This is a genomic window from Phreatobacter aquaticus (genome assembly GCF_005160265.1).
GTDB lineage: Bacteria > Pseudomonadota > Alphaproteobacteria > Rhizobiales > Phreatobacteraceae > Phreatobacter > Phreatobacter aquaticus.
On sequence record NZ_CP039865.1, the window covers coordinates 2161553 to 2181485 of the forward strand.

A 19933-nucleotide genomic window follows, 5' to 3' on the forward strand; every position below is an offset into this window, starting at 1 on the left:
GTGGTGGAACCATTTCCACGCGGGCGCATTGTTATACCTGCATCATCGGAGGTCTCATCATGACGGACGCAAGCCAATCCAAGCCGCATTCGCTTGGCACTCATCTCGTTCCGCTCCGCCGCAACTGGGGCTGGCTGATGGGCGCGGGCATCGTGCTCCTGGCTCTCGGCACGGTTGGCCTGGCGGCAACGGTCATCCTCGGTGTGGTCAGCGTGCTGTCGTTCGGTGCGATGATGCTGGTGGGCGGCGGCGTTCTGCTTGTGGATGCCTTCCGCCGCGAGGGCTGGCAGAGCCGGCTGCTCATGGTCGCCATCGGCGCTCTCTATGTGATGACCGGCGCGCTGATCTTCTACAATCCGCTCTCGGCCCTGGTCGCGATCACGCTGTTCGTCGGTGTGGCGCTTGTCGCCACCGGCATCCTGCGCATCGTCATGGCGTTTCAGCTGCGTCCGGCCTCGCTCTGGATCTGGGTCCTCGCGTCCGGCCTCATGTCGCTGGTGCTTGGCGTGCTGATCCTGGCTTCTTGGCCCGCCTCCGCCTCCTGGGTGCTCGGCACGTTCCTGGCGATCGAGCTGATCTTCCAGGGCTGGACCTATCTGATGCTGGCCTTCGCCATCCGCTCCACCTTTGATGGTGTGAAGGCTCGTCCCGGGGCCGTTCCGCCGCCTGCCGCCAGCGTCTGAGCATCATCCCGATCCGCGCCGATATGGTCACCAAAGTGTTTCGGGAAACCCTTTCTTAACGGGCGCCCGCGTTAATGAGGCGTTGACGACGCGGATTCTGCGGCAGGACGCGCGCAGGGCGTTGTCGTCGTCGCTGACGCCCGTGATGCCATGCCGGTCGAAGTCGTGCCGCAGATCCCGATGCCGGTCTCCAGCGCCCTCAGCGCGGCGACCGCGATCCGGCGTCTCGCCACACGCGCCCGCAGACACACCGGCAGGAGAAGGGCCGGGGGACTGGGCATGACGAGCGGCGCACCGATCACTGGCGAGGCCTCGCGGCCCCATGTGCCGGTGCTGCTCGCCGAGGTCCTCGACGCGCTCGCCTTGCGCCCCGATGCCCTTGTCATCGACGGAACTTTCGGGGCCGGCGGCTATAGCCGCGCCATTCTCGATGCCGGTGCCCAGGTCATCGCCATCGACCGCGACCCCACAGCCATCGCTGCCGGACAGGCGCTGGTTGCCGAATCGGCCGGCAGGCTCACCCTGGTCCATGACCGCTTCGCCAATCTGGATGCAGTCGCCGACAGCCTCGGCCACGCAAGCGTCGATGGCGTCGTGCTGGATATCGGCGTCTCCTCCATGCAGCTCGACCAGGCCGAGCGCGGCTTCTCGTTCCGCTTCGACGGCCCGCTGGACATGCGCATGGCGCTGGACGGCGAGAGCGCGGCCGATCTGGTCGCAAGCCTCGACGAGACCGATCTTGCCAATCTCATCTATCGCTATGGCGAGGAGCGCCTGTCGCGCCACATCGCCAAGGCCGTCGTGCGCGAACGCGCCATCGAGCCGATCGTCACCACCCGCCGGCTCGCCGATATCGTCGGCCGGGTCGTGCGCTCCAAACCCGGCGAGATCCACCCGGCGACCCGCACGTTCCAGGCGTTGCGTATCGCGGTGAACGATGAGCTCGGCGAACTGGAACAGGCACTGGAGGCTGCCGAGCGCATCCTGAAGCCCGGCGGGCGGCTGGTCATCGTCACCTTCCATTCGCTTGAGGATCGCATCGTCAAGCAGTTCCTGGTCGAGCGTTCGGCAACTCGCTCTGGCGGATCGCGGCATCAGCCGGCAGCCGCCATGCCCGATCCGACCTTCGTGCTGGTCCACCGCAAGGCCGTGGCGGCCGGCTCCGCGGAAAGTGCCGCCAATCCAAGGGCGCGCTCGGCCAAGCTGCGTGCCGGCGTCCGCACTGCGGCTCAGGCCCGGAGTGTCCGGCCATGATGCGCTTCCTCAACACGATCGTGGTGGCGGCCCTGATCATCGCCGCCGTCGTCGTCTACCGCATCAAGTATGAGGCGACGCGCCACGCCGAGGATGTCGCCAAGCTGAAGCTGGAGATCAACCGCGAGCGCGAGGCGATCGCCGAGCTCAAGGCGCGCTGGGCGCGGCTCAACAGCCCGGACCGGCTGCAGACCCTGGCCGAACGCCATCTCAGCCTTCGGCCGCTGGCGATCGACCAATTGCACACGCTCGGCGGTCTCCCCGACAAGCCCTATGTCGACCCGGATCCGATCGGCTCGATGCTGGAGGCGATGGACGGCAATGCCGATCCGACGGCGACCGGCTCGGTTCGTTCCGCCCCGATGCCGCAGCGCCGGCCACAGGGGGGGCGCTGATGGACAAGGGTCAAGAGTTTCTGCGTCCCGGGGACCAGCGCCAGATGGAACCGAAGAAGCCTTTCCTGATGCGCGTCCGCTATTTCATGGCCTGGCTGCTCGCCGGGCCTCAGTCGGAACGCATGAAGAAGGCCAAGTCGCGCATTGGCCTCGCCATGCTCAGCTTCGGCGGGCTCTATCTGATCATCGCCGGCAGCATGATCTCCTATGCGCTGAACCGGGATTCGTCGCAGCGCTCCGCCATCCGCAGCCAGGAAGCGGTTTCGTCCGCGCGGCCCGATATCGTCGACCGCAACGGCGAGGTGCTGGCAACCGATGTGCGCACCGTGTCGCTGTTCGCCGAGCCCCGCAAGCTTGCCGCGAGCTTCGATGTCGACGAGGCGACCGAACTTCTCACCGCCGTCCTGCCCGATCTCGACCAGCGTGAAGTGCGCGACCGCCTGCGCTCAGGCAAGGGCTTCGTCTGGCTCCGGCGCGAGATCACCCTTGAACAGCGTGGCCAGATCCATCGCCTCGGCATTCCCGGCATCGGCTTCCTCAACGAGGCCAAGCGGTCCTATCCCAATGGCCCGACGCTCTCCCATGTGCTCGGCCATGTGAATGTCGACAATCAGGGCATTGCCGGCATGGAGCGCTATATCGACGGGCGCGGCCTCGCCGAACTGCACCGCGCGGGCTTTGCCACCAGCCGCAACCAGGAGCCGGTGCAGCTCTCGATCGACCTGCGCGTCCAGCACGTCCTGCGCGACGAGCTGATCAAGGCGCATCAGCGCTTCCGGGCCAAGGCAGCGTCCGGGGTGATCATCGACGTCAATACCGGCGAGATCGTCGCCATGGCGTCGATCCCCGATTACGACCCGAACCATCCCGGCGGCTCGATGGGCGACGACCGGATCAACCGCCTGACCACCGGCGTCTTCGAGATGGGCTCGGTGATGAAGGCGCTGACGATCGCCATGGCGGTCGATTCCGGCCGGTTCAATGTCAATTCGAGCATTGATTCCCGCTTTCCGCTCGTCGTCGGCCGCCACCAGGTGAAGGATTTCCATGCCCAGCGCCGGGTGCTGACCCTGGCGGAAGTGTTCACCTATTCCTCCAATATCGGCACGAGCCGCATGGCGATGACGCTGGGCGGCGAGCACCAGCGGACCTTCCTGCGGCGCCTCGGCCAGATGTCGCGCCTGCAGACCGAACTGCCGGAGAGCGCCGCGCCGCTGCTGCCGCGCCGCTGGGCCGACATCACGATCGCGACCGTCTCCTTCGGCCACGGCATCTCAGTCGCTCCGCTCCAGGCGGTGATGGGCACTGCCGCGCTGATGAATGGCGGTCTGCTGATTCAGCCAACCTTCCTGCGCCGGACACCTGAACAGGTGGCCGCGGCCTCCACGCGGGTGATCCGCCCCGAGACTTCGAACGTCATGCGCTTCCTGATGCGGCTCAATGCCGAGCGCGGCTCGGGCCGGCGCGCCGATGTCGATGGCTATTATGTCGGCGGCAAGACCGGCACGGCCGAGAAGGTCATTGGCGGTCGCTATGCCAAGGATCGCCTGCTCAACTCGTTCATGGCGGTCTTCCCGGCCGACCAGCCGCGCTATCTGGTTCTGGTGACGCTCGACGAGCCGAAGGGCATCCCGGAGACCCATGGCCTCGCGACTGCCGGCTTCAACGCGGCGCCGACGGCGGCCCGTGTCATCACCCGCGCAGCGCCGCTGCTCGGCCTGCAGCCCCGCTTCGACCTGCCTCCGGCGGCGCAATCGATCCAGGTCGGCTATCGCGGACCGGCTGCGCGTTGAGCGCGCCGCCGTAACCCCGCCACAGTGCATGCCATGCTCGCCTAGGTCCGCAGCAAAACCGTGATTCCCGCATGAACCTGCAATCCCTCATCGGCGAACAGCTCGCCCCTGCCATCGGCGCGACCGGCATTGCCGGCATCACCGCCGACTCGCGGGCGGTTGCAGCGGGGTTCCTGTTCTTCGCTCTGAAGGGCGAGAAGACCGACGGCATGGCCTATGCCGACAAGGCGGTCGCAGCTGGCGCTGCCGCCATCGTGACCGACAAGGCCGGCGCGCCAAGCTCCATTGGCGGCGTTCCGGTGATCCAGGTCGCCAATGGCCGCCGCGAACTGGCTCTGGCGGCCAGCCGCTTCCACGCGCGCCAGCCGGGCACGATTGCAGCCGTCACCGGCACCTCGGGCAAGACCTCGGTTGCCGCCTTTCTGCGCCAGATTTTTGCGGCCGGTGGGTTCCAGGCGGCTTCCATCGGCACGGTCGGAGTCGTCCGCCCCTCCGGCAAGGTCTATGGCGGGCTGACCACGCCCGATCCGGTGACGCTGCATCAGACGCTCGACACGCTGGCCGGCGAAGGCGTGACCCATGTCGCCTTCGAGGCGTCTTCGCATGGCCTCGACCAGCATCGCCTCGACGGCGTCCGGATCAAGGCCGCGGCCTTCACCAACCTCTCGCGTGACCATCTGGATTATCACCACACGGTGGAAGCCTATCGCGCGGCGAAGCTCCGCCTGTTCACCGACCTCCTGCCGCCGGACGGCACGGCTGTTGTCATGAACACCGACGAAGGCCAGCCCTTCGCCGATGCGGCGCGGGCCCGAGGCCAGAGACTGATCCTCATCGGTCGCGGCGATGAAGCCACGCAGGGCGGCATCTCGCTCCGGTCCGAGACAATCGACGGGGCAGGGCAGGTGGTCGAGATCGAGGCCTTTGGCCTGCGGACGAAGGTGCGCATCCCGCTGCTCGGTCAGTTCCAGGTCGACAACGCTCTGGTCGCGGCAGGACTCGCGATCGGCTGCGGCATTGCGCCGGACGTGGCTTTTGCTGCATTGGCCACGCTTGAGGGCGCCAAGGGACGGCTCGAATTCGTTGGCGAGGCCAATGGCGCGCCCGTCGTGGTGGACTATGCCCACAAGCCCGGCGCGCTTCAGACTGTGCTGGAAGCGGCCCGGCCCTTCGCGAGAGGCAGGCTCATCGTCGTGTTCGGCTGCGGCGGCGACCGCGACACCGGCAAGCGCCCGCTGATGGGGCGCATCGCTGTCGAGAATGCCGACCGTGTCATCGTCACCGACGACAATCCCCGCTCGGAGAACCCGGCCGCCATCCGCGCTGCCATCATGGCGGAAGCGCCCGGCGCCATCGAGATCGCCGACCGTGCGGAGGCGATCCGCAGCGCGGTCCACGGCCTCGAGCCCGGCGACCTGCTCGTCATTGCCGGCAAGGGTCACGAAACCGGCCAGATCGTCGGCTCTGTCACGCTGCCCTTTTCCGACCATGAGGTCGCGCTGGCCGCGATCCAGGAATTGCCGGCATCCAGCCTTCCGAAAGGGTCCGCCGTATGAGCCCGCATTCGACCAGCGACAACCGTCCGCTCTGGACGGCCGAGCAACTCGCGCGCGCCATGGGCGGCAAGCTTGTCGGAGACTGTCAGCCAACGATCGGCGACATTTCGATCGACAGCCGCACACTTGAGCCGGGCGAGGCCTATGTGGCCATCAAGGGCCATGCCCATGACGGCCACGCCTTCACAGCGTCCGCCCTGGAGAATGGCGCCTCGCTTGCCGTCGTGTCGCAGGAATGGGCGGCGACTGCGCCCCCGGGCCGCTATCTGGTGGTCGCCGATCCCTTGAAGGCGCTGGAAAAGGCCGGCCATGTCGCTCGCGCCCGCACCGCGGCCAAGATCATCGCGGTGACCGGATCGGTCGGCAAGACCTCGACCAAGGAGGCACTGGCCCATGTGCTGGCGCGCGAGGGCCAGACTCATGCGCCGCAGAAGAGCTTCAACAACCATATCGGCGTGCCTCTGACACTCGCCCGCATGCCGGCCTCCAGCCAGTTCGGCGTGTTCGAGATCGGCATGAACCATGCGGGCGAAATCGCGACGCTGACCCGCATGGTGAGGCCGGATATCGCGGTCATCACCAATGTCGAGGCGGTGCATGTCGAGAACCTCGGCTCCATCGAGGCGATTGCCGATGCCAAGGCGGAAATCTTCCTGGGCGTGGAGCCCGGTGGCGCCGCCATCCTGCCGCGCGACAACCGCTTCTTCGATCGCCTCGCGGCTTCCGCAAGGCGCGCCGGTGTCGAGCAGATCGTCTCCTTCGGCGAGCACGAGGAGGCTGATGTTCGCCTTGTCCGCCTGTCGCTTGCCGCCGAGTGCTCTACCGTCAGCGCGGAAATCTTCGGTCAGCCGGTCACCTACAAGCTGGGGTCGCCTGGCCGCCATCTCGCGCTGAACTCGCTGGCCGTTCTGGCAACCACCCGGCTTGCCGGCGCCGATCTCGCCATCGCAGCGCTGGCGCTCAGCGATATCAGGGCTGTGGCCGGCCGCGGCCAGCGCCTGCTGCGGCAGGTAAAATCCGGCCATTTCACCCTGCTGGACGAGAGCTACAACGCGAATCCCGTGTCGATGCGAGCCGCCCTGGCCGTCCTCGGCGCCACCAAGCCCGAGGCCAACGGGCGCCGCATCATCATTCTCGGTGACATGCTGGAACTTGGAAACGAGGGCCCGGCACTCCACGCTGCCCTCGCCGGACCGGTCGACGAGGCTCATGTCGATCTGGTGTTTTGCTCGGGACCCTTGATGGAAAATCTCTGGCAGGCCTTGCCAGCGGCCAAGCGGGGGGCCTATGCCGCAACCGCCGCGGAGCTCGAATCCGCGATCGCCCGCGCCGTCCGGCCGGGCGACGTGGTGATGGCCAAGGGCTCGCGCGGCAGCCGTACCTCTGTGCTGGTGGAGACCATCAAGGCGCGGTTCCCGGCCGTTGTCATCGATGCCGAGGCCGGCGTCGCCTGACCGGATAGCTTGCGGCTCGCCCGAAGCGCGGTTCGGCAAGAAGTGCAGTCCCGGAAGACCTGAGAGAAAAACAAGACATGTTCGCTTTCCTGGCCGACTACACGAGCCTTTTCGGGCCGCTGAACATCTTCCGCTACATCACGTTCCGCACCGGTGGCGCGATCGTGACGGCCATGTTCTTTGTCTTCATGTTCGGCCCCGGCCTGATCGAGCTCTTGCGACTGAAGCAGGGCAAGGGCCAGCCGATCCGCGCCGACGGGCCGGAGAGCCATTTCGCCAAGCGTGGCACGCCGACCATGGGCGGCCTGATGATCCTGTCCGGTCTTCTGGTCTCGACCCTGCTCTGGGCCAATCTGAAGAGCCCCTATGTCTGGATCCTGCTGTTCGTCACCATGGGCTTCGGCGCCATCGGCTTCTATGACGACTATCTGAAGGTCACCAAGCAGACCCATGCCGGCTTTTCCGGCCGCGCGCGGCTGGCGCTGGAATTCGTGATAGCCGGCCTTGCCGTCACGGCGGTGATCTTCGTCACGCGCGAGCCGTTGAACACCTCGATCTACTTTCCCTTCGTCAAGGACCTGTCGATCAATATCGGCTACCTGATGATCGTCTTCGGGGCCTTCGTCATCGTCGGTTCCGGCAATGCCGTGAACCTTACCGATGGCCTCGATGGCCTCGCCATCGTGCCGGTCATGATCGCCGCCGGCACTTTCGGCATCATCGCCTATCTCTCCGGCAATGCCTTCTTCGCCAATTACCTGCAGATCACCCACGTGCCCGGCACCGGCGAGATCGTGGTGGTGATCGGGGCGTTGATCGGGGCGGGGCTCGGATTCCTTTGGTTCAACGCGCCACCGGCCCACATCTTCATGGGCGATACCGGATCGCTGGCGCTCGGCGGTCTCGTTGGCACCATTGCGGTCGCGGTCAAGCATGAGCTCGTCCTGCTGGTGGTCGGCGGCCTCTTCGTGCTGGAGGCCGTCTCCGTCATCGTCCAGGTCGCCTCGTTCAAGCTCACGGGAAAGCGGGTGTTCCGCATGGCACCGATCCACCACCATTTCGAGAAGAAGGGCTGGTCGGAATCCCAAGTGGTGGTCCGCTTCTGGATCATCGCCTTCATGCTGGCGCTGGCGGGCCTGTCCACGCTGAAGCTGCGCTGACATGATCGCCGTCTCCACCTTCAAGGGCGCCAATGTCGCCGTCTTCGGCCTTGGTGGCTCTGGGCTTGCCACCTGCGCTGCCTTGAAGGCGGGCGGCGCGCGCGTCATCGCCTGGGATGACAATCCGGCGTCTGTCGAGAAGGCCAGCGCTGCGGGCTTCGAAACCCAGGACCTGCGTGCCATCGACTGGTCCTCTGTCGCGGCCCTCGTGCTCGCACCGGGCGTGCCGCTGACCCATCCGGCACCGCACTGGTCGGTGAGCCTCGCCCGCATGGGCAAGGTCGAGGTGATCGGCGACATCGAGCTGTTCTGCCGCGAGCGGCGGGCCAATGCGCCAGCCTCGCCCTTCATTGCCATCACCGGCACCAACGGCAAGTCGACGACCACCGCACTGATCGCGCATGTTCTGGCGAAGACCGGCCACGACGTGCAGATGGGCGGCAATATCGGCACCGCCATCCTGTCGCTGGAGGCGCCCGGCACCGGCCGCGTCCATGTCGTCGAGTGCTCCTCGTTCCAGATTGACCTTGCCCCCTCGCTCGATGCGAGCGTCGGCATCCTGCTCAACGTGACGCCTGACCATCTCGATCGCCACGGCGATCTCGCCGGCTATGCCGCGGTGAAGGAGCGTCTGGTTGCCGGCGTCGGTCCGGGCGGCACCGCCCTCATCGGCGTCGATGACAATCATTGCCAGGCGATCGCCGATCGCGTCGAGCGATCGGGCAAGCCGGTCGTGCGCCTGTCGATCCGCAATCCGGTCGCCGATGGCTTGTCGCTGGATGGGACTGACATCATCCGCACCAAGGCTGGCGCCGTGACCTATCGCTTCTCGGTCGCGGGTGTTGGCTCGCTGCGCGGAGGCCACAATGCCCAGAACGCCATGGCGGCCTTTGCCGCCTGCGAGGCGCTGGGCATCGCGCCGGACAAGATCGTCGCGGCCATGAAGAGCTTCCCCGGGCTTGCCCATCGCATGGAGCAGGTGGGCCGCATCGGTCACGTGCTGTTCGTCAATGATTCCAAGGCGACCAACGCCGATTCCGCCGAAAAGGCGTTGTCGTCGTTCGGCAACATCTACTGGATCGCGGGCGGCAAGCAGAAGGAAGGCGGCATCGAGCCGCTGCGGCCGTTCTTTCCGCGGATAGCCAGGACCTATCTTATCGGTGCCTCGTCGGACGCTTTCGCGGCGACGCTTGGCGACCATCCCCATGTCATGGCGGGCACGCTCGACAAGGCTGTCGCCATGGCAGCGATCGATGCAGCAGCAAGCGGCACAACCGATGCCGTGGTCCTGCTCTCGCCGGCCTGCGCCAGCTATGACCAGTTCCCGAATTTCGAGATCCGCGGCAAGGCATTCCGCGATCTCGTCCTGGCGTTGCCGGGTGTGAAGGCGATCTGATTTCTCTTCGATCCACCTGTCACCCCACCCCAACCCTCCCCGCAAAGCGGGGAGGGGGCTCGCATCCGCTGTCGGACGTTGAAGCGCGAGGCTTGCAGCGGGCGCGGCTATGTCCCCCTCCCCTCATCGAGGGGAGGGTCGGGGTGGGGTGTCGCGCGCAGCGACCTCCTCTTGTCCTCGTTGAGGGGAGAGCTGGGGGAACAGACGCCCCTCCCGCCGACCGAGCCCGTCGCGGTTAACGAAACGTTGAGCCGATCGCACTAACCTCCCGCGAAATGCCTGACCGCATCGACGGAGTGACCCCATGATCTCGCGTGCCGAGCGCACCACCTTCGGCGAGTGGTGGTGGACCGTCGACCGGCTGCTGCTGTTCGCGCTGTTCGGCCTGATGCTGACCGGCATCGTGCTGTCGCTTGCCGCGTCCCCGGCGGTTGCTCATCGCATCGGGCTCGACACCTTCCACTTCGTCAACCGGCAGGTGCTGTTCCTCATTCCGGCAACGATCGTGCTGCTGGTCACCTCGTTCCTGCCGCCGCGCTGGATCCGGCGCCTGGCGCTGGTCGCCTTCATCGGGGCGCTGGTTCTGGTCGTGCTGACCCTTTTCATCGGCGCCGAGGTGAAGGGCGCCCGCCGCTGGCTGAATTTCGCCGGTGTCGGCCTGCAGCCCTCCGAATTCCTGAAGCCCGCCTTCGTGGTGCTCTCGGCCTGGCTGTTCGCCGAAAGCGTCAAGCGGCCGGAAATGCCGGCAAACCTGCTCGCCATGCTGCTGCTCGCCTCCACCGTCACGCCGCTGGTGCTGCAGCCGGACGTTGGTCAGACGACGCTGATCACGGTGGTCTGGGCGGCCCTGTTCTTCATGGCCGGCATGCGCTGGCTCTGGGTGTTCGGCATGGCCGGCTTCGGCGCGGCCGGGCTGGTTGGCGCCTATTACACCTTCAGCCACGTCCGTCGGCGCATCGACAAGTTCCTCGAGCCCGGCACCGCCGACACGTTCCAGGTCGATGTCGCGATCGACGCCTTCCAGCAGGGCGGCTGGTTCGGCAAGGGCCCGGGCGAGGGTACGGTGAAGCGCATCATCCCGGACAGCCACACCGATTTCATCTTCGCCGTGGCCGCCGAGGAATTCGGCGTGATCCTCTGTCTCGTCATCGTCTCGCTCTTCGCCTTCATCGTGCTGCGCTCGCTCAGCCATGCCTTCAGGGACGAGGACCCGTTCTGCCGCTTCGCCGTCTCAGGGCTCGCCATGCTGTTCGGGCTTCAGTCCTGCATCAACCTGATGGTCAACCTGCACCTCATCCCGCCGAAGGGTATGACGCTGCCCTTCGTGTCCTATGGCGGCTCCTCGCTGATCGCGCTGGCCTTCGGCATGGGCATGCTGATCGCCTTGACACGCAGGCGCCCCAGGGCCGAAACGCTCGCCGAAATCTCGCATTACCAGTCCAGGGTCTGAAATGAGCCAGCCTCTCGTGATGGTCTGCGCCGGCGGCACCGGCGGCCACCTGTTCCCCGCCGAGGCGCTGGCGGTGGCGCTGGCCGCCCGTGGCGTCGCCGTCGATCTCGTCACCGACGAACGCGCCGAGAAATACGGCCGCGCTTTCCCGGCGCGTCAGATCCACGTGGTGGAATCGGCGACGCTCGCCTCGAAGAACCCGCTCGCCGTCCTGAAGACGGTGGCAACCCTTGGCCGCGGCTATCTGCACGCCCGCCGGCTGATCCGCACGTTGCGCCCGGCTGCCGTCATCGGCTTCGGCGGCTATCCGACCCTGCCGCCGATGTTTGCCGCGACCCATCTGGGCGCGCCGACCATCATCCACGACCAGAACGCCGTCATGGGCCGGGCGAACCGCCAGCTCTCTGCCAAGGTGAAGGCGATCGCCACCAGCTTTCCGGGCGTTCTCGACCGAGACGCGGGCCTCGCGGCGAAGGCGACCTTCACCGGCAATCCCGTGCGCCCGATGGTCATCGAGGCGTCCGCGATTCCCTATGACCCGCCACGGGCCGACGGGCCGTTCCGGCTCTGCGTGTTCGGCGGCAGCCAGGGCGCCCGCGTCATGAGCGAGGTTGTCCCTGCGGCGATCGAGGCGATCGATCTGACGCTCAGGTCACGGCTCGTGATCGTCCAGCAGGCGCGCGGCGAGGACGAAGCACTGGTCAAGGCGGCCTATGCCCGGCTCGGCGTCACGGCCGAGGTCGCGCCCTTCTTTGTCGACCTGCCGCAACGGCTCGCTGCCGCCCATCTGGTCATCGGCCGCTCAGGCGCCTCGACCGTGGCTGAGCTCGCCGTCATCGGCCGCCCCTCGATCCTCGTGCCGCTGCCCCATGCACTCGACCAGGACCAGCTGATGAATGCGGCGACCCTCGCCGCAGCCGAAGCGGCGACAGTGGTGCGGCAGAGCGACTTCACACCCCAATGGCTGGGGCAGGAATTGTCGAAGCTCCTGGCCGATCCTTCGCCGTTGATCGCCGCCGCCGCCCATGCCCGTGCCCAGGGCCATGCGGACGCCGCGGACCGTCTCGCCGAACTCGTCCTCAAAACCGCCGGAATTGCACCGGCAGGACCAATCTCATGAAACTGCCCCGCGACATCGGACCCATCCACTTCATCGGCATTGGCGGCATCGGCATGTCCGGCATTGCCGAGGTGCTGCTCAATCTTGGCTACAAGGTCCAGGGCTCGGACGCAGCCGAAGGCTATACGATCAAGCGGCTGAAGGATCGCGGCGCCACCGTCTCCATCGGCCACGCCAAGGAGAACCTCGCCGACGCCGAGGTGGTGGTGGTGTCCACCGCCATCAAGAAGGACAATCCGGAGCTGATGGCCGCCCGCGAGCGCCGCATCCCCGTGGTGCGTCGCGCCGAGATGCTGGCCGAGCTGATGCGGCTGAAATCCTGCGTCGCCATTGCCGGCACCCACGGCAAGACCACCACCACCTCGATGGTCTCGACCCTGCTCGATGCCGGCGGTTTCGACCCGACCATCGTCAATGGCGGCATCATCAATGCGCTTGGCACCAATGCCCGCCTCGGTGCCGGCAACTGGATGGTTGTGGAGGCCGACGAGAGCGACGGCTCGTTCCTCAAGCTTCCGGCCGATGTCGCCATCGTCACCAATATCGACCCCGAGCACCTCGACCATTACGGGACGTTCGACAAGGTCAAGGAGGCCTTCCGCTCCTTCGTCGAGAACATCCCGTTCTACGGCTTCGCCGTCATGTGCATCGACCATCCCGTCGTGCAGGACATGGTCGGCTCCATCGCCGACCGGCGTGTCATCACCTATGGCGAGAACCCCCAGGCGGACGTCCGCATCGTCGATATCGATCTCACTGGCGGCCGCTGCCGCTTCAAGGTGCAGTTCCGCGACCGCACCGGCCAGCTGATCGAGGAGATCGACGATCTCGTCCTGCCCATGCCCGGCAAGCACAATGCGCTGAACGCGACCTCGGCCATCGCGGTCGCCCGCGAGCTCGGCATGGCCGCGCCGCAGATCCGCAAGGCTCTGGCTGGATTCGGCGGCGTGAAGCGGCGCTTCACCAAGACCGGTGAATGGAACGGCGCGACCATCTTCGACGACTACGGCCATCACCCCGTCGAGATATCCGCCGTTCTCAAGGCGGCGCGCGCCTCGACCGACAAACAGGTGATCGCGGTCGTCCAGCCGCATCGCTACACGCGGCTTGCCTCGCTGTTCAACGAGTTCTGCACCTGCTTCAACGATGCCGACCACGTTATCGTCGCCGACATCTATGCCGCCGGCGAGCAGCCGATTCCGGGCGCCAGCCGCGACGACCTCGTGGCAGGCCTCAAGACGCGCGGCCACAAGTCGGTCACGGCGCTGGAGAATTCCGGTCAACTTGCAAGCCTCGTGGCGGGCCTCGCCAAGCCCGGCGACTATGTGATCTGCCTCGGCGCCGGCAACATCACGCAATGGGCCTACGCGCTGCCCGGCGAGCTCGAGAAGCTGGCGAAGGGATGAGCGGGACGATGAGCCTCCGCTCTTCCAGGCAAGGGGGGCGCCGTTCCGGCGTCCTTCGAGGCTCGCTGTGCTCGCACCTCAGGATGAGGGTGGAAGGGGCCTCGGCTCTTGGTGCCGGTGGACGCTCGCTCTCAGGTCCTCATCCTGAGGTGCGAGGCGATAGCCGAGCCTCGAGGGACCTTTTTCCGGCAGTCTCGCCATGAGCTTCGAAGACCTCACTCCCATCGTGCGCGCACTGGTGCCGGGCCTGCAGGGCACCGTCACGGCCAATGCGTCGATGAAGCCCTATTCGTGGTTCCGCACCGGCGGGCCGGCGCAGCTCCTGTTCGAGCCGGCGGGCGAGATCGATCTCATCGAATTCCTGCGCCACATCCCGACCGACTGGCCGGTCATGGCGATCGGTCTCGGCTCCAACCTGCTGGTGCGCGACGGCGGCCTGCCCGGCGTGGTGGTGAAGCTCGGCAAGCCATTCGGCGAGATCGAACTGCTGCCGGACTGTCAGGTCCGCACGGGCGCTGGTGCGCCGGACGTCAAGGTCGCCCGCGCGGCGGCGGAGGCCGGAATTGCCGGCTTCACCTTCCTGCGCGGGATTCCCGGCGCCATCGGTGGGGCCTTGAGGATGAACGGTGGCGCCTATGGCGGCGAGGTCAAGGACATTTTCGTCGAGGCCCGCGCCATCAGCCGCACCGGCCATGTGCTGACCTTCGACCATGCCGGCATGGGTTTCCGCTATCGCGGCACGGGCGTGCCGGCCGATGCGATCTTCGTCTCGGCCCTGTTCCGGGGCACGCCCGGCAAGCCGGAAGAGCTGCTCGCCGCCATGGACGAGATCACCCGCCAGCGCTCGGCCACCCAGCCGGTCAATACCCGCACCGGCGGCTCGACCTTCGCCAACCCGCCAGGACATTCCGCCTGGAAACTGGTCGATCAGGCTGGCTGCCGCGGCCTCAGGATCGGCGGCGCGCAGGTGTCCGAACTTCACACCAACTTCCTGATCGCTTCGCCTGAAGCGACCTCCGCCGATATCGAGGCGCTGGGCGAAGAGGTCCGCAGACGGGTCCTCGCCACCAGCGGCGTCGAGCTTCACTGGGAAATCAAGCGCGTCGGCCTCGCCGCCGAACGCCAATAGGGGCAAGCCCATGACCAAACCCCACGTTGCCGTCCTGATGGGCGGCTGGTCCGCCGAACGCCAGGTCTCGCTGAATTCCGGCAAGGCCTGCGCCGATGCGATCGAATCGCTCGGCTATCCCACGACCCGTGTCGATGTCGGCCGCGACATTGCCCTCAGGCTCGCCGAGCTGAAGCCTGACATTGCCCTCAACGTGACGCATGGCAGGCCTGGCGAGGACGGCACGCTTGCCGGCATCCTGGAGGTCATGCAGATCCCCTACAGCCATTCCGGCGTCATGGCCTCGGCGGTGGCCATGGACAAGGCCATGGCCAAGCGGATCATGGCGGCCTCTGGCATCGCTGTGCCGGGCGGGATGCGTGTGCATCGCCTTGAGGCTGCGCGTGCGCATCTTCTGCCCCGGCCCTATGTCATCAAGCCCAATGCCGAGGGCTCCTCGATCGGCGTGTTCATCGTCACAGCGGAACACGAGCATCCGCCGCAGGAGCTGACCTCGGCGGAATGGGCGCTGGACGAGACGGTTCTGGTCGAACCGTTCATTCCCGGACGCGAGCTGACCTGCGCCGTGATGGGCGATCGAGCACTCGCTGTGATTGAAGTTCTGCAGGGAAACCAGTTTTACGACTATGAGGCGAAGTATGCCCCCGGGGGGTCGAGCCACGTAATTCCTGCACCGCTTAAACCAAATATTTACTCTGAGGTCCAAAGACTGTCCCTCGCAGCGCATCATGCGCTCGGCTGTAAAGGGGTCAGCCGTGCGGACTTCAGATACGACGATACGCCCGGCGGAACCGGGCAACTTGTCTGCCTTGAAGTCAACACTCAGCCCGGGATGACCGGGACGTCGTTGGTCCCCGACATGGCCGCTCACGAAGGCATATCGTTCGCAGAGCTGGTCGAATGGATGGTTTTGGACGCTTCGCTCGATCGCTGACTTCCCGGCTCGAAAGTGCCGTGGCGGATGCGCTCGGGCATGCCAGCCAGAGCATGGTGCGCCGCCAGCGGCTCGCCAGCGAGGCCGCGGCCGCCGAAGAGAATTTCCAGCGCCCCAGCGCCTGGGCCTTCTGGCTGCGCCGGCTGTCGATCCGCATCGCCAATCTGCATCTTCCCCGCTTCGCCGGCCTTGCCGCCACCTTCATTCTGTTCGCCGGCACCGGCCTCTATGGCATCCAGCGCGGTGGTCACTGGCCGGTGGTCAATGGCTGGCTGCTCTCCGTCGGCGACCAGGCGGCCAATGCCGTCGGCCTGCAGGCCAAGGCGGTGCGCATCACCGGCAACCGCCAGTTGGCCCATGCCGACATCCTCGACCTCGCCGGCATAGGCCCCGAGACCTCGGTCCTGTTCTTCGATCCGGACGCCGCCCGTGCGCGCCTGAAGGCCAATCCGTGGATCGCCGACGCCACCGTCCAGAAGCTCTACCCCGACCAGCTGCAGGTTGCCGTAGTCGAGCGCGAGCCCTTCGCTCTGTGGCAACGTGACGGCAAGATCGTCGTCATCGGTGCCGATGGCGCCGTCATCGTCGACCATCTCGACAGCCGCTTCCAGGCCATGCCGCTCGTGGTGGGCCGCGGCGCCGATGCCCGCGTCCGCGAGATCGTCGATCTGATCGCCGACCGGCCGGAACTCTCCCGTGTGGTTCGCGCCGCGGTACTGGTGGCCGAGCGCCGCTGGAACCTGGTGCTGAAGAACGGCATCGATGTCCGTCTGCCCGACACCAATGTCGAGGCGGCACTCGCTGATCTCCTGCGGCTCGACGCCGAGAAGAAGCTGATGAGCCGCGACGTCACCATGATCGACCTCCGCGTTCCCGGCCGTGTCGCCGTGCGCCTCTCGGACGATGCCTTCAAGGCACACGAGACCGCCATGCGTGACCGCCAGAAGGCACGCCGCCGCGCTGCGGGGACCGACACATGACATCCCCGTTCAAATATGGCCTGACCCCCAAGATGCGCCCGATCTCGCCGAAGCGCTCGGCGATCATGTGCGTTCTCGACGTCGGCACCTCCAAGATCGTCTGCATGATCGTGCGGCTCCGCCCGCGCGACAGCTCCGACATCTTGCCGAACCGCACGCACAAGGCCGAGATCCTGGGCATCGGCCACACCCGCGCCCGCGGCATGAAGGCCGGGTCCATCGCCGACATGGCCAAGGCCGAGGCGGCCATTCGCCAGGCGGTCGATGCCGCCGAGCGCATGGCGCAGGTGCAGGTCGACCGGGTGATTGTCTCGGTCTCCGCCGGCCGCATCGGCTCGGAGCAATATGAGGCGCGTGTCACCTGCGCCCAGCCGCGGGTTCAGGACAACGATATCCACCGCGTGCTGGAAGCCGCTTCCGACCACTCGGTGCGCCAGGGCCGCGCCGTCCTCCATTCCATGCCGATCGGCTTCGCGCTCGACGATACGCGCGGCATCAAGGACCCGCGCGGCATGCTCGGTTCCAAGCTCGGCGTCGACATGCATGTCGCGACCTGCGACATCGCCTCTGCCCGCAATCTCATGCTCTGCGTCGAGCGCTGCCATCTGACCGTCGACGCGATGGTGGCGGCCCCCTTCGCCTCCGGCCTGGCCGTTCTCACCGATGACGAGGCGGAACTCGGCACGGTGTGCATCGACATGGGCGCGGGCACCACGACGCTTGCGGTGTTCGCCGGCGGCCATTTCGTCCATGCCGACGGCGTGGCGGTCGGCTCGCACCACATCACCATGGACCTTGCCCGCGGCTTGTCGGCCAGGCTCAGCGACGCCGAGCGCATCAAGGTGCTGAACGGCGCCTGCTTTGCCGCCAAGTCCGACGATCGCGACGTCATCAACGTCCCCTCGATCTCCGAGGACGACCGTGACCTGCCGAACCAGATCACCCGCGCCAATGTCATCCGCATCATCCGTCCGCGCGTCGACGAGATGCTCGAAATGATCCGCGACCGCCTGGTGGCCTCGGGTGCTGCGGCGGAAGCCGGCCGGCGCATCGTGCTCACCGGCGGCGGTGCCCAGCTTCCGGGCCTGCAGGATCTCGCCGCCCAGGTTCTTGGCCGCCAGGTGCGGGTTGCCCGCCCGGTCGGCATCAACGGACTTCCCGACAGCGCCAAGGGCCCGCCCTTTGCCGCCGCTGTCGGCCTCACCGTCTATCCGCAGATCGCGGGGATCGAGCATTTCGAACCGCAGCGGCGCCTCTTCGCCGCCACGGGCACGGACGGCTACTTCTCGCGCGTGGGGCGGTGGATGCGGGAGAGTTTCTAGAATTCCCCGCCGGGCGATCCGGCGGGGCGCAAATATCGATTTCCGGGCTGCCACCGGGATCGAATCCTGAGTTAGAAGTGCGACGTGGCTGTCGCGTGAGTGATTCGAACGAGGCTCATGATGACGATCAACCTGAAGATGCCCGACATTCGGGAACTGAAGCCCCGGATCACCGTGTTCGGCGTGGGTGGAGCCGGCGGCAACGCCGTCAACAACATGATCGAGGGCGGCCTGCAGGGCTGCGACTTCGTCGTGGCGAACACCGACGCCCAGGCGCTGATGTCGGCCAAGGCCGAACGCATCATCCAGATGGGCATCGCGGTGACCTCCGGCCTTGGTGCCGGCTCGCACCCGGAAGTCGGCGCGGCCGCTGCTGAAGAGGTGATGGACGAGATCCGCGACCAGCTCGCAGGCTCGCACATGGCCTTCATCACGGCCGGCATGGGTGGCGGCACCGGTACGGGTGCAGCCCCGGTCATCGCCCGTGTGGCCCGCGAACTCGGCATCCTCACCGTTGGTGTCGTCACCAAGCCCTTCCACTTCGAGGGCGTCCGCCGCATGAAGACGGCCGAGCAGGGCATTCTCGAGCTGCAGAAGTCGGTCGACACCCTCATCGTCATCCCGAACCAGAACCTGTTCCGGGTTGCCAACGAGAAGACCACCTTCACCGACGCCTTCGCTATGGCCGACCAGGTTCTCTATTCGGGTGTTGCCTGCATCACCGACCTGATGGTCAAGGAAGGCCTGATCAATCTCGACTTCGCCGACGTCCGCGCCGTCATGCGCGACATGGGCAAGGCGATGATGGGCACCGGCGAGGCCACCGGCGAACGCCGCGCCATCACTGCGGCCGAAGGCGCGATCGCCAACCCGCTGCTCGACGAGGTGTCGATGCGTGGCGCCCGCGGTCTGCTGATCTCGATCACTGGCGGCAACGACCTGACCCTGTTCGAGGTCGATGAGGCAGCGACCCGCATCCGCGAGGAAGTCGACCCGGAAGCCAACATCATCCTTGGCGCAACCTTCGATTCGGCCCTCGACGGCACCATCCGCGTGTCCGTGGTGGCAACCGGCATCGATCCTCTGACCAACCAGGCTCAGAACCCGACGCTCGCCGAGCTCACGGCCAAGCTGCGCCAGAACACGCAGAAGATCGCCGCCTCCATGGCGCCGGCCGGCAGCCAGCCTGCAGCGCCCGTCGTCATCGAGACCACCCTTGCCGATGCGGTTCGCCCGGCCCCGGCTCCCGAGCCGGTCATGGCACCCACCCCGGCCCCCGTCATGGCCCCGGCCGTGGTGACCGCCTCCGAGGTGACCCTGCAGCCGGTCGCCCCCAAGCCGTCGCTGTTCCGCGAGGCTCCGGTGGAGCTCGACCAGCCGATGACGCTGCCGCGCGACGAGCCGGCGCCCGCCCGCGACTTCATCCCGCCGGCGGCTGAAAAGCCGATGCGTCCGGTCCGCATGCCCAGCGTCGAAGACCTGCCGCGTCCGGCCCAGAACCAGCTGGCGGCCCATCTCGATGCCGGTTCGGCCCGTGGCCCGATCGACAATCCGGTGGAGCGCAAGCGCACCTCGCTGATGGACAAGCTCGCCGCCATGGGTTTCACGCGGAAGTCGGACGGTGAGGAGGCGCCTGCGCCGGCTCCCCGCATGGCGCCTCCGCTGACCCCGGCCCGTGCCCCGGCGCCCCAGATCCGTCCGGCTGCCCCGGCTCCCCAGATGAAGCGGGAACCGACGGGTCTCGACATCCACGGGCGCCCGGCGCAGCCCCAGGCCCGTTCGGAAGAGGATCATCTGGACATCCCGGCTTTCCTCCGCCGTCAGGCAAACTGACGTTAGGTCGCCTCACGGCGATTGTTACGAAATCTTGCAGACGATCAATTTACCCGGGTCCTCGTGCC

The 19933-nt window shown here is 66.8% G+C and carries 16 protein-coding genes; all 16 read left to right on the forward strand.

Annotated elements, in window-relative coordinates; translation table 11 throughout:
* Positions 1 to 59: 59 nt before the first annotated feature.
* Positions 60 to 683: an HdeD family acid-resistance protein gene (locus tag E8L99_RS10085; RefSeq protein WP_168201631.1), complete on the forward strand. Its 624-nt coding sequence runs from the start codon at positions 60 to 62 to the stop codon at positions 681 to 683.
* A 279-nt stretch (positions 684 to 962) separates the two neighbouring features.
* A complete protein-coding gene (gene rsmH / locus E8L99_RS10090; RefSeq protein WP_137099411.1) occupies positions 963 to 1937 on the forward strand; it encodes a 16S rRNA (cytosine(1402)-N(4))-methyltransferase RsmH in 975 nt (324 codons plus the stop codon).
* A complete protein-coding gene (gene ftsL, locus E8L99_RS10095; RefSeq protein ID WP_252511323.1) occupies positions 1934 to 2332 on the forward strand; it encodes a cell division protein FtsL in 399 nt (132 codons plus the stop codon). Before rsmH ends, ftsL begins: the two co-directional genes overlap by 4 nt.
* Before the next feature lie 44 nt (positions 2333 to 2376).
* A complete protein-coding gene (locus tag E8L99_RS10100) occupies positions 2377 to 4125 on the forward strand; it encodes a peptidoglycan D,D-transpeptidase FtsI family protein (protein WP_252511324.1) in 1749 nt (582 codons plus the stop codon).
* A 71-nt stretch (positions 4126 to 4196) separates the two neighbouring features.
* Positions 4197 to 5681, forward strand: coding sequence for a UDP-N-acetylmuramoyl-L-alanyl-D-glutamate--2,6-diaminopimelate ligase (locus E8L99_RS10105; RefSeq protein ID WP_137099413.1), 1485 nt, complete (start codon positions 4197 to 4199; stop codon positions 5679 to 5681).
* Entirely contained in the window at positions 5678 to 7135 is a 1458-nt protein-coding gene (locus E8L99_RS10110; protein ID WP_137099414.1) for a UDP-N-acetylmuramoylalanyl-D-glutamyl-2,6-diaminopimelate--D-alanyl-D-alanine ligase, read from the forward strand. The genes E8L99_RS10105 and E8L99_RS10110 overlap by 4 nt, the downstream gene beginning before the upstream one ends.
* Before the next feature lie 77 nt (positions 7136 to 7212).
* A complete protein-coding gene (gene mraY, locus E8L99_RS10115) occupies positions 7213 to 8295 on the forward strand; it encodes a phospho-N-acetylmuramoyl-pentapeptide-transferase (RefSeq protein WP_137099415.1) in 1083 nt (360 codons plus the stop codon).
* Between the two features lies 1 nt (position 8296).
* Entirely contained in the window at positions 8297 to 9691 is a 1395-nt protein-coding gene (murD, locus tag E8L99_RS10120) for a UDP-N-acetylmuramoyl-L-alanine--D-glutamate ligase (RefSeq protein WP_137099416.1), read from the forward strand.
* 304 nt (positions 9692 to 9995) lie between these two features.
* Positions 9996 to 11141 carry a putative lipid II flippase FtsW gene (gene ftsW, locus E8L99_RS10125; RefSeq protein WP_137099417.1) on the forward strand — a complete coding sequence of 382 codons (1146 nt, stop codon included), beginning with the start codon at positions 9996 to 9998 and terminating at the stop codon, positions 11139 to 11141.
* A gap of 1 nt (position 11142) precedes the next feature.
* Positions 11143 to 12261, forward strand: coding sequence for an undecaprenyldiphospho-muramoylpentapeptide beta-N-acetylglucosaminyltransferase (murG, locus tag E8L99_RS10130; protein ID WP_137099418.1), 1119 nt, complete (start codon positions 11143 to 11145; stop codon positions 12259 to 12261).
* A complete protein-coding gene (gene murC / locus E8L99_RS10135) occupies positions 12258 to 13667 on the forward strand; it encodes a UDP-N-acetylmuramate--L-alanine ligase (RefSeq protein ID WP_137099419.1) in 1410 nt (469 codons plus the stop codon). The genes murG and murC overlap by 4 nt, the downstream gene beginning before the upstream one ends.
* 199 nt (positions 13668 to 13866) lie before the next feature.
* Complete coding sequence (gene murB, locus E8L99_RS10140) at positions 13867 to 14796, forward strand: UDP-N-acetylmuramate dehydrogenase (RefSeq protein WP_137099420.1); 930 nt, start codon at positions 13867 to 13869, stop codon at positions 14794 to 14796.
* A 10-nt stretch (positions 14797 to 14806) separates the two neighbouring features.
* Complete coding sequence (locus E8L99_RS10145; protein WP_137099421.1) at positions 14807 to 15730, forward strand: D-alanine--D-alanine ligase; 924 nt, start codon at positions 14807 to 14809, stop codon at positions 15728 to 15730.
* A 20-nt stretch (positions 15731 to 15750) separates the two neighbouring features.
* The gene (locus E8L99_RS10150; RefSeq protein WP_168201632.1) at positions 15751 to 16710 is read left to right on the forward strand and encodes a cell division protein FtsQ/DivIB; all 960 of its coding nucleotides are present in this window, start codon (positions 15751 to 15753) and stop codon (positions 16708 to 16710) included.
* Positions 16707 to 18032, forward strand: coding sequence for a cell division protein FtsA (gene ftsA / locus E8L99_RS10155; RefSeq protein WP_252511325.1), 1326 nt, complete (start codon positions 16707 to 16709; stop codon positions 18030 to 18032). Before E8L99_RS10150 ends, ftsA begins: the two co-directional genes overlap by 4 nt.
* Positions 18033 to 18152: 120 nt before the next feature.
* Positions 18153 to 19865 carry a cell division protein FtsZ gene (gene ftsZ, locus E8L99_RS10160; protein ID WP_137102063.1) on the forward strand — a complete coding sequence of 571 codons (1713 nt, stop codon included), beginning with the start codon at positions 18153 to 18155 and terminating at the stop codon, positions 19863 to 19865.
* The last annotated feature ends 68 nt before the right edge of the window (positions 19866 to 19933 follow it).

Bases quoted from the DNA above. Each gene is read 5' to 3' on its own strand.
- E8L99_RS10085 (WP_168201631.1), top strand. From the start codon at position 60: ATGACGGACGCAAGCCAATCCAAGCCGCATTCGCTTGGCACTCATCTC.
- rsmH (WP_137099411.1), top strand. From the start codon at position 963: ATGACGAGCGGCGCACCGATCACTGGCGAGGCCTCGCGGCCCCATGTG.
- ftsL (WP_252511323.1), top strand. From the start codon at position 1,934: ATGATGCGCTTCCTCAACACGATCGTGGTGGCGGCCCTGATCATCGCC.
- E8L99_RS10100 (WP_252511324.1), top strand. From the start codon at position 2,377: ATGGAACCGAAGAAGCCTTTCCTGATGCGCGTCCGCTATTTCATGGCC.
- E8L99_RS10105 (WP_137099413.1), top strand. From the start codon at position 4,197: ATGAACCTGCAATCCCTCATCGGCGAACAGCTCGCCCCTGCCATCGGC.
- E8L99_RS10110 (WP_137099414.1), top strand. From the start codon at position 5,678: ATGAGCCCGCATTCGACCAGCGACAACCGTCCGCTCTGGACGGCCGAG.
- mraY (WP_137099415.1), top strand. From the start codon at position 7,213: ATGTTCGCTTTCCTGGCCGACTACACGAGCCTTTTCGGGCCGCTGAAC.
- murD (WP_137099416.1), top strand. From the start codon at position 8,297: ATGATCGCCGTCTCCACCTTCAAGGGCGCCAATGTCGCCGTCTTCGGC.
- ftsW (WP_137099417.1), top strand. From the start codon at position 9,996: ATGATCTCGCGTGCCGAGCGCACCACCTTCGGCGAGTGGTGGTGGACC.
- murG (WP_137099418.1), top strand. From the start codon at position 11,143: ATGAGCCAGCCTCTCGTGATGGTCTGCGCCGGCGGCACCGGCGGCCAC.
- murC (WP_137099419.1), top strand. From the start codon at position 12,258: ATGAAACTGCCCCGCGACATCGGACCCATCCACTTCATCGGCATTGGC.
- murB (WP_137099420.1), top strand. From the start codon at position 13,867: ATGAGCTTCGAAGACCTCACTCCCATCGTGCGCGCACTGGTGCCGGGC.
- E8L99_RS10145 (WP_137099421.1), top strand. From the start codon at position 14,807: ATGACCAAACCCCACGTTGCCGTCCTGATGGGCGGCTGGTCCGCCGAA.
- ftsA (WP_252511325.1), top strand. From the start codon at position 16,707: ATGACATCCCCGTTCAAATATGGCCTGACCCCCAAGATGCGCCCGATC.
- ftsZ (WP_137102063.1), top strand. From the start codon at position 18,153: ATGACGATCAACCTGAAGATGCCCGACATTCGGGAACTGAAGCCCCGG.